General features: G+C 34.6%; 13 protein-coding genes. 1 reads left to right on the top strand and 12 read right to left on the bottom strand.

What is annotated here, in order from left to right; genetic code table 11:
• Positions 1–3 precede the first annotated feature (3 nt).
• From PBT91_RS12580 to PBT91_RS12630, 11 genes are all read right to left on the bottom strand, one after another.
• Positions 4–1,491, bottom strand: coding sequence for a xylulokinase (locus PBT91_RS12580; RefSeq protein WP_270058819.1), 1,488 nt, complete (start codon positions 1,489–1,491; stop codon positions 4–6).
• 404 nt (positions 1,492–1,895) lie between these two features.
• Positions 1,896–3,308 carry an MBL fold metallo-hydrolase gene (locus PBT91_RS12585; protein WP_270058820.1) on the bottom strand — a complete coding sequence of 471 codons (1,413 nt, stop codon included), beginning with the start codon at positions 3,306–3,308 and terminating at the stop codon, positions 1,896–1,898.
• A 186-nt stretch (positions 3,309–3,494) separates the two neighbouring features.
• A complete protein-coding gene (locus PBT91_RS12590) occupies positions 3,495–4,628 on the bottom strand; it encodes a DUF4625 domain-containing protein (protein ID WP_270058821.1) in 1,134 nt (377 codons plus the stop codon).
• Between the two features lie 61 nt (positions 4,629–4,689).
• The gene (locus PBT91_RS12595) at positions 4,690–5,019 is read right to left on the bottom strand and encodes a hypothetical protein (protein WP_270058822.1); all 330 of its coding nucleotides are present in this window, start codon (positions 5,017–5,019) and stop codon (positions 4,690–4,692) included.
• Positions 5,016–7,397, bottom strand: coding sequence for a TonB-dependent receptor (locus tag PBT91_RS12600; RefSeq protein ID WP_270058823.1), 2,382 nt, complete (start codon positions 7,395–7,397; stop codon positions 5,016–5,018). The genes PBT91_RS12595 and PBT91_RS12600 overlap by 4 nt, the downstream gene beginning before the upstream one ends.
• Before the next feature lie 67 nt (positions 7,398–7,464).
• Entirely contained in the window at positions 7,465–7,803 is a 339-nt protein-coding gene (locus PBT91_RS12605) for a hypothetical protein (protein ID WP_270058824.1), read from the bottom strand.
• Positions 7,804–7,974: 171 nt separating this feature from the next.
• A complete protein-coding gene (xylE, locus tag PBT91_RS12610) occupies positions 7,975–9,588 on the bottom strand; it encodes a D-xylose transporter XylE (protein ID WP_270058825.1) in 1,614 nt (537 codons plus the stop codon).
• A 195-nt stretch (positions 9,589–9,783) separates the two neighbouring features.
• On the bottom strand, positions 9,784–10,356 hold the full coding sequence (locus tag PBT91_RS12615; protein WP_270058826.1) for a phosphatase PAP2 family protein: 573 nt from the start codon (positions 10,354–10,356) through the stop codon (positions 9,784–9,786).
• Between the two features lie 9 nt (positions 10,357–10,365).
• Positions 10,366–10,596: a hypothetical protein gene (locus PBT91_RS12620; protein WP_270058827.1), complete on the bottom strand. Its 231-nt coding sequence runs from the start codon at positions 10,594–10,596 to the stop codon at positions 10,366–10,368.
• Positions 10,597–10,607: 11 nt separating this feature from the next.
• Complete coding sequence (locus PBT91_RS12625; protein ID WP_270058828.1) at positions 10,608–11,981, bottom strand: MATE family efflux transporter; 1,374 nt, start codon at positions 11,979–11,981, stop codon at positions 10,608–10,610.
• Positions 11,982–12,088: 107 nt separating this feature from the next.
• Complete coding sequence (locus PBT91_RS12630; protein WP_270058829.1) at positions 12,089–12,490, bottom strand: hypothetical protein; 402 nt, start codon at positions 12,488–12,490, stop codon at positions 12,089–12,091.
• Between the two features lie 360 nt (positions 12,491–12,850).
• Here PBT91_RS12630 and PBT91_RS12635 point away from each other — a divergent pair, with 360 nt between their 5' ends.
• Positions 12,851–13,447 (top strand): hypothetical protein, encoded by a 597-nt coding sequence (locus tag PBT91_RS12635; RefSeq protein ID WP_270058830.1) that lies wholly within the window; start codon positions 12,851–12,853, stop codon positions 13,445–13,447.
• Positions 13,448–13,504: 57 nt separating this feature from the next.
• On the opposite strand, the gene PBT91_RS12640 is transcribed toward PBT91_RS12635, so the two are convergent.
• A complete protein-coding gene (locus tag PBT91_RS12640; RefSeq protein ID WP_270058831.1) occupies positions 13,505–13,945 on the bottom strand; it encodes an Hsp20/alpha crystallin family protein in 441 nt (146 codons plus the stop codon).
• Between the last annotated feature and the right edge of the window lie 166 nt (positions 13,946–14,111).

Consider the following 14,111-nt stretch of genomic DNA (forward strand, 5'->3'; position numbering starts at 1 on the left):
ATATTAAAATTTAATCGCTTTTTTCCAGTTATTATATATTGTCTTGTATTCTTCTACCAACTCTGGTTTTGGTTCTATAGTTTGTAAGCATTCTAGGCTGTTGAAAGCTTCTTCTAATGTTTCGTAATGCCCGTAACCAAAAGCCGCTCCTCTTGCCGCACCATCAGCACCATTCGTTTTGTAAAGTTGAAGTGTGGTATTTGTAGTATTCACGAAAATTTCTCTAAAAACTTCGCTCAAAAACAAGTTATCCTTACCTGCACGCACCGTTTTTCCTGAGGCTCCAACTTCTTGCATAATTTCAAAACCGTAATTCATCGCAAACACAATACCTTCACAAGCTGCTCTAACAAGATGCGGAGTTTTATGGATATTAAAGTTAAGATTTGAGATTCCGGAGGATACTTCTTTATTCTGAAAAATTCTTTCTACACCATTCCCAAAAGGATGAAAAATTAAACCTTCACTCCCCGGTTTAGACTTTGCAGCCAGTTCATTTAAATAATCATAATCCAATAATTGCTCATTTCCGGTAGATAAAATATTGCGTAACCACTGATATAAAATCCCCGAACCATTAATACAAACCATTACTCCGTTTCTATTTTCCTGCTCTTGATTATTTACGTGTAAAAAAGTATTAATACGGTTATCTTTATCGAAAGCATGATTTTCGCTAACCGAATAAATTACTGCGGAAGTTCCTGCAGTGGTGGCAATTTCTCCCGGGCTAAGTACATTTAGAGACATTGCATTATTAGGCTGATCCCCGGCACGATATGTAATTTTCACATCTTCTGAAAGCCCTAATTCTTTAGCGATTTTTGAAGATATCGTGGCATGATCACCAAAATTAGAAACAACCTCTGGAATTAAATCTACTGAAATTTCATAATAATCTAAAATCTCAGTAGCTAGACGATTTTCTTTGAAGTGCCAAAGCATCCCTTCAGACAAACCTCCTTTACTAATCTGTGCTTTCTCGCTAAAACAAGCTGCTATATAATCTCCAGGAAGCATCATGTAAGCCGCTTTTTGATAAATCTTAGGTTCATTCTCTTTTACCCACTTCAATTTTGAAGCAGTAAAATTAGCGGGACTTCCCAAAATCATTTCCTGGCATTTTTCTTCACCTATTTCATGAAAAGCATTTTCTCCTATCTCTGCCGCACGACTATCACACCAAATTATTGAGGGTCTAACTGGTTTTAAGGCATTGTCTGTTAAAACTAATCCATGCATTTGATAGGCGATACCAATACTCTTTATTTTGGATAAATCAATATCAAATTCAGTATGTAAACGTTGTAGTGCAATCTTTACATTTTCCCACCATTGGTTTGGATCTTGCTCTGCCAATCCAGGCTTTGCGGCTTCCATGGCCATTTCAGACTTTGGCTCTCCCACTGCGGCTATACTTTTGCCCGCGTGAGCATCGAAAATGGATAATTTTACAGAGCTACTTCCCAGATCTATTCCTAAAAAATACATTCAATGATGGTTTTATAATTTTAGATTCGAACTACTAATAGTTTATTTGACTACAAGTATAATTTAAATTTTGACTATTATCAAAAATTAAAGACTAAAAATGACTAATAATGAAATTAAATTTGAAATATTAAGATATAAACGATTAACGGATCATCGAGAAAGAAAAAATTTAAAATTTCGCTATAAACATAATTTTAGATTTTTCACTTTATTGAAATTCTCACCTAGATTTTGATCGTAGTTAAATAGAAACAAATTTCTCCAGGGGCAAGCCCAAGCAGCATTTTATCGGAACGCATTTTAAACTTTAAAGATTACTGGCGAGGCGAGCCTCGGATTATTGAATAAAAAAGGCTAGCTTTTAAAGCTAGCCTTTGTATTATCTAAATTATTTTGAAAAACTATAATAACGTACTTGGGCAAACATATTCCGTTCTTGGAATTGAAGTTTCTTTTATAGATTTAAAACCTCCGGTAACATCTGTAAGATCAGTCCACCCCCGCTGTTGTAAGATTGAAGCTGCAATCATGCTGCGGTAACCACCCGCACAATGAATAATAAACTTCTGTTCTTGTGGAAAGCTTTCTAAATGCTCATTAATCTGACTAAGCGGTACATTTATGGCTCCTTCAATATGTTCTGAATCGAATTCACTTTTTTTACGAACATCTATTATTGCAGTTCCATTTTCAAATTCATGCTTTAGTTCTTCCGCAGAAATCCGGTTTATACGCGCAACTTCTTTACCTGCTTCCTTCCAGCTCTGGATACCGCCATTTAAGTATCCCTGTGCATTATCATAACCTACTCTGGATAATCTGGTAATCGCTTCTTCTTCAGTTCCCTCTTCGGTCACTAATAAAATAGGCGTTTCTAAACTTGGTATCATTTCTCCAACCCATGGCGCAAAACTTCCGCTTAAACCAATATTAATACTATTTGGCACATGCGCTTCTGCATAAGCGGTCGCATTACGGGTGTCTAAAATAAGACATGCATCACTATTTGCTTTTAGCTCAAATTCTTCTGGAGTTAATGCTTTACCGGCCTGTTTCATTACATTATCAAAACTTTCGTAACCACCGATATTCAATAAAACATTCTGCGGAAAATATTTAGGAGGTGCGGTAAGACCATTTAATAGTTCATCTATAAACTCATCTTTGGTCATATCGGCTCTTAGTGCATAATTTGTTTTCTTTTGATTACCCAAGGTATCGGTAGTTTCCTTACTCATCTTTTTACCACAAGCAGATCCCGCACCGTGATTTGGATACACTATAAGATCGTCGCTTAGGGGCATTATTTTATTTCTTAGCGAATCGTAAAGGTAGCCTGCAAGTTTTTCTTGGCTTAAATCTGAAACCACATGTTGGGCAAGATCTGGGCGACCAACATCTCCTATAAACAAAGTATCGCCTGTTATTATGCCGTGCTCTTTGCCCTTATCGTCTATCAATAAATAGGTGGTACTTTCCATCGTATGGCCGGGTGTATGCATGGCTTTAATGGTATAATCCCCAATTTTGAAAACCTGACCATCTTTAGCTATCAAAGCAGGGTAATCTGGTTTCGCATTTGGACCAAAAACAATTTCTGCTCCTGTTTTTTTCTGAAGATCTAAATGTCCGCTTACAAAATCTGCATGAAAATGAGTCTCAAATACAAACTTGATTTTAGCATTATCACTTTCAGCTTTTTTTATATAAGAATCTACTTCTCTTAAAGGATCGAATATTGCGGCTTCTCCATTACTTTCTACGTAATAAGCTGCATGAGCTAAACATCCGGTATATATTTGTTCTATTTTCATATTTCTATTTGAAAAAGGATAATTTAAATTTTATATATGCAAAAATAAAAGAAGATTAAAGACTAGCCGGTAACACTTACAATAAATATTAAATTTCCTTTCAGTATAAAAGTAAAAAGGAGACCCCGAAAGATCTCCTTTTTAAATCAAATCACTTTTCTTTTAAAAAGTGGAAATACCTATTACTTATTCAACGACCTTAAAATGCGCATCTGTATTTGCTGTATTACCATCGTGATCTGTAACTTCTATAGATATATGATATTCGCCGATTGCAGCATCTGCCGGTACATCGATGTGCTTATGAAAATCGATCGAAGTTTCTTCTTCATAAGGAAAATCTTCCTCGTAAGACCAACCTTCACCGTCCTCAAAATGAATATGAACTTCTACATTTTCGATACCATGCTCACTGGTAATCTCGGTATCTACATCCATTTCTTCTCCAGCTTTTACTTCTTCATCTACAGTTAACTCTGAGAAAGAAATGGCTTCTGCATTGTTACCTGCTTCAGTGATATGAAAATGAACTCCTTCTGTATGAGAATGTCCTTCCGCATCAACAACGGTAATTGACATGTGATACTCACCTAAAGCAGCATTTTCTGGAATATCGATATGCTCATGAAATTCTGCAGAAGTACCACTATAATCATCGAAAGTTTCATCGAAAGTCCATTTGATTTCTCCATCTTCAGGATTAAGATTGTGACCGTGAATACCTACTGAGATTGAGCTGATTTCGTGTTCAGCGCTTATTTGAGCTTCAGCATGCATCTCTGATCCTCTCCCAACATCTTCACTTTCGATATCAGTAATGCTAATACCATGCTCTTCTCCTGTATGATCTTCACCAATAATCACCTGAACATAAACCTGATTTTCATTTCCTGAAGCATCAACTACAGTTATTCCTAAATGATAAGGCCCCTCTGCAATGTCTGCTGGAATTTGGATATGCTCGTGTGCATGATAGGTTTGAGGCATCCCTTCGATCTGGAAAGTTTCATTATAAGACCATGGGCTAACTGTTGTAGCCTGCTTTGTACCTACAGCCACAGTACTGTTTAAAACACCAGAATGTGTATGCCCATCAAAATTATTATGAATATCTACCTTGTAAGATTTTAAAGCGTCGTTATCGCTTAAATCGACATCAAAATGCAGCTCCCCGCCTACTGCAAAAGCTTCATCTTCTACGGGATCGTTAATCGTTATTTCCGGTGCCTCTGTATCTAAAATATTATCATCGTCACTACTACAAGATGCGAAGAATGCTATTGTTAATAGACCTATTACTTTTATTGAAAAATTTTTCATTTTAAAATTCTATGTTTAAATGTGTATTTCTTTAAATCTGTATTCTAATTTTTTTGCTGAATTAAATACTACACACGGGCGGTCCTCGCACATAAAATCTTAAATAATTTAAAGTCTTGATATAAGAACTAACATCAAGATAAGTTCGTTTTTTTACTGCTATGCTAAAAAATTCTTCTTCGGGCGTAATATTGGGAAGTAACCCACGATTTTCGCCATGTAAAAAATCTGAACACCAGTGCGGTGAGCTTACTTTCTCAAATTTTAGATCATTTACCTCAAAAGAATTGGCATGCTCTTCTAAAACCAAATGTGCAGACCATAAAATTTGCCCAAATGGTAAAAGCAGCAATAGCAATCGACTAATATATATCAACAACAAATTCCTCATGATTGTCCAAATGGAATTTTAATACTTAGTTGAATATTTCTTCCCATCTCTGGAATCTGTAGTCTGCGATAAAAACTGGTATGATTAAAGTATTTTTTATTAAAAAGATTATCTACTCTTAAATTAATTTTAGCCAAAAATTTATTGAATCTTAAATCGCTACGTAATCCTAAACCCCATAATCCATAACCTGGCGTGATTTCCTCTCCCTGGGCAATGCGATCCTGCTCCATAACCAACCGGTTATTGATGCTTATTTCTGAATTATTAAAAGTCTCCGAAGAATTAAAAAGTTGATAACCTACTTCTGTAAAAAGATTGTTGGCCGGCGTAAAAGGCAACGGGAAATTACGTGAACTTTTTGAAGTTAATTGCTGGTTATACAAATATTCCCCAGCCAATCCAAAATGCCATCGTGCTATTTGTTTGTCTATGCTAAATTCGAGTCCGGTTAATAAAGCTTCAGATTCAGTATAGCTGTACAATTGCCCAGAATGTGGCAATAAAGAGAATGTTCCAGTTGGTTCTAAAAAAATGTAATTACTGAAAAAATAAGCATACGGACTAAGATTGATTTTCCATGAATTTTGAGCAAAATTTAGGCTAATATCGGCCATAAAACCCTTTTCTGGATCTAAATTTGGATCACCCTGCTCGTGTCTAAAAGAACCATGATGAATTCCGTTAGCTCCAAGTTCTATTGCGGTTGGCAAACGAAACGCTGTTCCGATATTAATTTTACTGTTCCAGTGCTCATCAAATTCGTGATCCCAGCCTAATCTTATATTGAAACTATTAAAATCTCTATCCAGATCCTGACTTCTTTGAGCGTAGCTATTTGCAGTTTCTTCAGATTGATTATTTCCGAGAAGGAATTCATATAAATTAGGATCATAATATCTTTCCATATCTATGGTTCCGTAATCGAAACGCATTCCCAACGTCCATAAATTTTCTGAAGAAGGTTTAAACTCATGGATGAGAAACATGGCATAATTAACCGACTGATATTCTGGCAAAAGAAAATTGAAGCCTTCAATTGTATTATTTTTCCATTGAAAATCAGCTCCTATTTGGGTCTCATGTTCTTTACTAAAATTATGATGGTAAGTTGCCTTGGCGCCATAAGTTTCTAAATCAAAATCAAGTTCTAAATTTGGGTTTACCTCTGGCGGTTCTTGGCCGGCATAATGCGTATGAAATAAACTCCATTCCTGCCGATGATTTTTTTGATAAGAAAGATCTACATCAAGTTTTCCGTTCTTAAAATCAAAATCAGAATTACTAATCACTTTAAAGTGAGTTACCCGCTGAAAGGGTTCTTCTATGTTTCTAGCATCACCATCGGGTTGTACTCTACTAATATCTGGTATACCATGAGAACCAGGAAAAAACCCAGATTTTTGATATACATTACTTACACTAATTGTAGAGGTGAAATTATCTTTAATTACTCCAAATTGGCCGTACCAATCTAGCTCTTTCCCCGCTGTATTTTTAAGTTTCTCATCAAATATGGGTATATCGAAATTTAGATAGGAAATCTGTTTTGCTGGTAACTTATAGTCTGCAAAACTGATTCCGGTAATTTTTGCTTTTGCAAACCAATCTTTCTTCCTATATGCTACCTGCACCGAGCTTCCCAGGCTATTATTTACACTTTTAGTAAAGCTATAAATGCTACCTGAAATTCCTTCCTTAGGGACTTTATTATTATTAATGCGAACAACCCCTCCCAAGGCATCACTACCATAAGCAATTGAGCCAACTCCTTTAATCACTTCAAGATTTTCTACTTGTAGTGCATCGATTTCTAAACCGTGATCTGCTCCCCACTGCTGGCCTTCTTGTTTTACGCCATTTTCTGCTATTGCAACTCTATTCAGCCCTAAGCCTCGAATAATTGGTTTAGAAGCTCCCGATCCTATTTGCATGGCATTAAAGCCCGGTAGTTTTTCTAAACTCGCTGCCAAAGAACCGCTAAACTGATCTTCTAAATATTCGTTATCGACATATAAAACACTTTGACTTGTCTTTTTATGTTGATGCCCTTCCAGCAAAACTTCATCAAGACCGTTTACCGCTCGTTTTAACTCAAAATTTAATACTGAATTTCCTGTAAGATGGACTAAAGAATCAACCGACTGATACCCAATTATGGAAACATGAAGTTGGTAATCACCTTCAGTTAACTTTGCCGAATAATCACCATCTGCCGATGTCCAGTAAAATTGGTCATTAATTTTAATGTAAGCGCCATCTAAGGCATCCCCTGTTTCAGATAAAACTTTACCTGATAACGTGTATGTATTATAATCTTGCGAGTAAGAATTATAAAAAAACAGGGATAAGAATAAACCTATCCAAAAGATTTTCATAGAAATAAACCGTAAATAAAAATGTAACAAAGTATTAGTAAAATCAATTACCAAGAATTAAACCTAATTATACACGGTGAGCAGGTGGTGCTCGTAAAGAAAAATAAGGATTTGGATAATCCCTAAGTGTTTGGGTAAGTGAAAGTGAATATATACTTTCTTTAAGCGGAATAAAAAGATCGTAAGAGACAAATTCTAAATCATCTGCTCCTGAGAAATGGAAATCACAAATCTTACAATCCAGATTGGACTTTACGAATGTCTTATCCATTTGAGCGATATGATGATGCTCTTTTGATAAATTTGCTGAAAAATCATGATCAAAAATATGAACATAAGGATATACCAGCGCAAAGACTACTAAGAGCGCAGTAAATAGAGAAATATATCCAGATGAATTTTTCATGAGACGCAAATGTAATAACTATTTGAACGCTTACAAGATTATAATCCACAAATTATTCCGTAGCAACCTCATGAAAATAGCTGAAATTTTTTTCAAATTTCAGTTTTTATCCTGCATTTCACTGGTTTTAAATCTTTTTTACTGAAGTTATTTTTTCTGAAGGGTACTCTATTATTTTTCCTTTTTCAGCCAAAGCTGTTCCATATCTTCAAGCGAACGTCCTTTTGTTTCAGGAACGAATTTCCACACAAATACCCCTGAAATTACTGCAAAAGCTCCATAAACCCAATAGGAAAATCCGTGGTTGAAATTATCAACCAAAAATGGATTATTATTCATAATTGGGAAAGTCCAGGATATCACTAAGTTTGCTAACCATTGCACTGCTACAGCTACAGCCATCACACCTTTTATAGAATTCGGGAAAATTTCAGAAAGTAAAACCCATGTTACAGGTCCCCAGGAAACCGCAAAAGCTGCGATGTACACCAACATTAAAATTAGCGAAGTAAAACCAACCGTACCAGAAAAAAGCGAGAAACCAAGCCCAATCATACTAATCCCCATCACTACACTACCAATTAATAATAATTTCTTCCTTCCAAAATTATCAACTGTCATTATCGCAATTACGGTAAAAATAAGGTTAATAGCACCAACGATAATGGTCTGAATCATAGAGGCATTGGTATCTACACCCATCCCTTTAAAAATTTCAGGAGCATAATATAAAACTACATTTATTCCTACAAACTGTTGAAATACCGAAAGCAAAAGACCTACGATTATTACAGGCCACCCATAAAATAGCCAATGTGCTTTCTTTGTTTGAAACGACTTTTTTATTTCAGCAAGAATTCGATCTGAAGAAGATTGCACATTTAATTTATCCAAAATCGATTTTGCTTTTTCCTCTTTCCCCTTTAAAACATGAAAACGTGGTGTTTTCGGCATAAATAATAAGAGAAAGAAAAATAAGCATGCAGGAATAACTTCAGATAAAAACATATAACGCCATCCCAAAGAAGATATCCATTCATCAGTTTGTCCTTGCACTATAAAGTAATTAACGAAGTATACGATAAGCATACCAGAAACGATTGCCAGTTGATTACAGGAAACCATTTTCCCTCTAATATTCGCAGGCGCCATTTCAGCAATATAAAGCGGTGCCAACATACTTGCTATCCCGACTCCCATTCCACCAATTATTCGGTAGATTATAAAAGAAGAAAGTGTTTGTATTCCAAAAATATTGAAAGCTTCCGGATAGCCAGATCCCAATGCTGAGAGCAAAAATAAAACCGCCGAAATAATCAAACCATTTCGCCTACCCACCGAGTTTGCTATAAAATCACCAAAGGAAGCTCCTAAGATACAACCTACTAATGCACTACTCGTCATAAACCCTAAAATCGAATTTCTTAGATTCTCGGTAAGCAAATCGGGGAGATCCAGAAAATAAATTTTAAAAAGAGGAATCGTTATGAGTAGAAAAACAATAACGATTGCGATCGCAGTTATTTTTTTGAAAAATTTAAAGAGAAAATAACCAAATAGAATAAGAACACCTACGGAAACAATACTAATAATACTTTTAAATTCTATAATCGCTCCAGAAGCTAAAACGTTATCGGAATCTAGCGGATTAATAAAATATGCGTTCATAGCTCCCACTGCTCCTGAAATTACAGCGGTATCATACCCGAATAATAATCCCCCAAGACTTGCAACCAAGGTGATTAAAATTATCAATTTATTATTGAAAGTGCTTTTATCTGCCATCTTACTAATAGTTAATTAGACTACAAGTTTAGCTTAAATTTATATGATTTTCAATTTTTATAATATCTTTTTATCAGGTATTAATTTTAAATGAAAATAATTATTGAAAATGCTAAATTTCAAACAATAAAAAAGTTAAAGATTGCAAACTGTAAAACTCCTGATAAGAAAAAATGAGTTTATTATAACTGAAAATTATTTTTTCACCAAATGAAATCTTTTAACCAAATATTGCTGAAATAAATAAAGCAGGTAACCGTAAAGAATACCGAATAAAGCACCTATTAGAATATCGGCAGGATAATGTACACCAAGATAAACCCTACTATAAGCTACGATTGCAGCCCAAATTAAAAGATACCATATCATTTTTGGGATCCTTTTCTTAAATACAGATCCCAAGAAAACTGCCACTGCAAAAGTACTAGAAGCATGCGCTGAATAAAAGCCATATTTGCCACATCTTTCGGCTACTATTCTAGCAAATTCGGTTATACCATCCTGCCGGCACGGGCGAGCTCGCATAAAAAAGTCTTTAAAGACGTTAGACATCTGGTCGGTACATGTGATCAACAAAGCAATGCAAACCATTGTGGCCAAGCTATATTTCCAACCAAATTTTTTAAAAAGAAGAAATAAAAGAAGTGCATAAAGAGGGATCGCCATCCATTTGTCACTAATGCCGATCCACATCCAGTCCCAGGTTTCAGAGCCAAGATTGTTTAAATAAAGGAATAATTTATGATCTAATTCTATTAAATTCTCCATAAAAACTTCTTAATCTTCCTCGTATCTCGCTACTTCGCGATCATAAAATTCGTTGGCCTGCTGAATCAAACTTTCAGCTTCATTAGTTAATTCTTCTTCATCAGATTTATCAAAATCTTCAAGCCATTCTACCTCATCGTTTTCAAGATTAATAATAAAACGAGGAAATTCAGTATGAATTACAAAAATTGCATCTGAATAATCGGTGTTATCACCCAATAAAAATTTAGGAAATTCCATTGTATATATTTTTAAACAGTTTCTTCTTTAATTTCGTTTGGTTTATTCGCAATCAATTTATTACTTAAATAGTTGAATCTAAAATATAACATCAATGCGGAAGCCGTTAATCCCGCCAACAAACCCATCCAGATTCCCATACTTCCCATGTTTTCAGCTTTACCAAAATACCAAGAAACCGGGAAACCAATGATCCAATAGGCTACAAAACAGATTGCTGTGGGAATTTTAACATCCTGCAAGCCTCGCAAGGCACCCAAAATTACCACCTGCATCCCGTCACTAAGCTGAAATAAAGCGGCTACAATCAATAATTGGGCTGCAAGTAGTACAACCTCTGTATTTTCAATATAAAAGCCAGGCAACCAATCTTTCAGTAAAATAAAACCTACCGCGAATATAGCTTCAATAATAAATACTAAAAGAAAAACAGACATGGCAATTCGGCGTAATTCTTTATAATGACGCAATCCTTTTTGATTGCCCACCCTAATGGTTGCCGTCACTCCTAAGCCTACAGCTATCATAAAGGTCATCGATGCTAAATTTAAAGCAATTTGGTTTGCTGCCTGTGGATTAGTTCCTAAAAGTCCGGCTAAAAAGACGGTAGCCGTAAAAATCGCAACTTCAAAAAGCATTTGTAAAGCGGTTGGAAAGCCCAGATTCAATATTTTCTTGAAAATATCGGTTTTAAATAACTCTTTTTTAGACCAAACAAAATAAGGTTTAAACTTCGATTTTCGTCTTAGGATTTCCCAAACAAACCAAAGCATAAAAAACCTTGAAATCAATGTGCCAATAGCTGCTCCTTCCAGACCCAGTTCAGGAAAAATCCAAATTCCGTAAATCAATAAATAATTGAAAAGTACATTTACCAAATTTGCTAAAATTGTAGCGTACATGGCATATTTGGTTTGTGATAAACCATCGGCAAATTGTTTATAAGCTTGGAAAATCATTAAAGGCAACATCGAAAACGCTACAATTTCCAGATAAGGGATCGCGTAATCTACAACCTCGGGCGGCTGATTTAAATAATACAATAATGGCTTTGCTACCAATAACAGTAAAAATAGTAGTATTCCGTTTATTCCGCAGAGAATAATACCATGATGAAAATAGCTTCTTCCTTTCTCTATATCGCCAGATCCATCAGCTTCAGCAATCAGCGGAGTGATCGCGAATGAAAAACCTATCCCTAAAGAAAGTGCAATAAATACAAGACTATTCCCTAAAGAAACCGCGGCTAATGGCGCTGCTCCTAATCTACCCACCATCAAGTTATCAGCAAGCCCCACTAAAACATGGCCCAACTGCCCTAACATTACCGGATAAGCAATATTGAGGTTTTTCCCGAATTCTTTTGTATAATCTGAAAGCTGCAAAATCGAAAATTTAAGTTTGCAAAGATAGTAGCTTTTATCTGGCTTAAGATTGATTTATCATTAAAAAATAGATTTCTAAAGCCTGCAATTTTGTTGGAATTTTAGTTTTACTTCCCTAAAATTAATTCTTCATAAGAATTTGCCTGCCTTAATTTTAAAATCCATTTCACTTCAAATTTGCCATAACCCAAAGTTTTTATTCTCTCTATCAAAAAATCGCGAAGATCTTCTAATGTCATATATTCGTTAGTAGGTTCGAAAATAAGTTCGGTTTTGTAGATATTGGGTAAAAAGAAAAACACTTTTCTAAAGATCGATTTTGGTTGTTTTTCGCCTATAATTTTAAAGATTTTTCCGTTGCTATCACAAAACAGGTTGTCTTTTAAATATTCCTGAAAATAGGTTCCAGAATTATTATAAATGAATTTATCCTGAAGCAAAAAAGAAGTTAGATCTTCTTCCCTGCTCCAATTAGGATTCGAAATATTTATTGCGGGAAATTTTATCAATTTAAAATATTTAAAAACCGTGCTTATCTATCAAGTTAATTTGAGCGTCATGCTTGCGCAACCTAGTTGAATGCTCTCATTTATTGATCTTATACAATTTCATAGCATCCTTTTTAAAGGTAGATTGCACAAAAGCTAGTAAAACTACTATTAAAAATATAAAGCAACACTCTTTATTTCTTCGGAATAAATTTGAGTTTAAAATAACTACAAAATCATTCAATAGAAAAATTTTCTAAGCTCAAAGGCCGTAAAATCTTTTGCTGAAGAAGCTATATTAAATTTCTAATTGAATTGAAAACACTTCTCGAATAATAAACCTTATGAATTTATTATATTCGCAACCTAAATCATCGAATTTTGAATCAGGAAGAAAAAGCAGATATTATAAGAAAAGTGACCACTCTTTTAAAGGAGATCCCATCGTCTATGGACGTTGTAAAAAAGGGAGGGAACGAGCATAAAAGATACGAATATCTTGCAACGCATATGGTAAATAAAGCGATCGAGAAAGATGCGCTCATTGTTAGTGAAGATGGAAACGGAATTGCCATTTTGTTTAAAACAAGTAAGAAAGATGAAAATTTCTGGAAAAATGCCTGGTCTGAATTAGGTTTAGTCTTTAATGTAACCGGAGTAAAAAACGCTTATAAAATTGTAAAAACTCAGGATTACATTAAAAAACAGCGACCGCAAGAAGGTGAATATTTATATTGCTGGTTCTGGGGAATCTTAAAAGAAGCTAGAGGTCCCGGCACACAGGTTGGTGTAGAAATGAAAAATGAATTTTACAGAAGAGCTAAGGTTTATAATCTTCCTTTATACGCCGAAACGAGAATGCGAAAAAATGCGATCGTTTATCAGAAATTCGGATTTCAGTTATTTCATGAATGGGATCACCCAAGTGGAGATACCATGTATTTCTTAAGATACCTTCCTGAAGAAAATAAAAAATAAAAAAAGCCGAATCTTAGGATTCGGCTTTTTCATTTTAACTAATCAACTAACCTCAACTTATGATATCTCTATCATTCTTTTAGCCTGTACTTTTGCTTCTTCTTTTTTAGGAAGTGCAATTTCTAAAACACCGTTATTGTAATTTGCAGAGATCTTACTGTTATCTACCGTATCAGGTAAACTAAAAGCTCTTTTAAATGTGCTATAGCTAAATTCTTTACGAGTATATTTTCCATTTTTTTCTGAAGTTTCTTTTTCTACTTTATCTTCAGCTGAAATGGTTAATACATCGTTATCCAATTCAATTTTAAAATCTTCTTTTGCTTTTCCGGGAGCAGCAACTTCAACAATAAAATTCTCGTCTGATTCGTGAATATTAACCGCAGGAATTCTTGTTCCTATATTATTCACATTTGTAGTTCCTCCCATCCAATCGGTTTTAAACATATCGTCAAATACAGATGGTAACCAGTTTTCATTTCTTTTTATTAAACTCATAACTCTTATTTTTTATTTAAACATTTTTCTTTTAAAGACACTAATCCAATAGCAATTTAAATTCCAAATAAATTTTAACGTCATTTTGGCAGTATTCCAGGTTTTTAACATGACTTTTTAACATACTAGCTTATTTTCGTACTATATTGTGCGAACTTTTATTTAT

The organism is Zunongwangia sp. HGR-M22 (assembly GCF_027594425.1).
Classification (GTDB): Bacteria; Bacteroidota; Bacteroidia; order Flavobacteriales; family Flavobacteriaceae; genus Zunongwangia.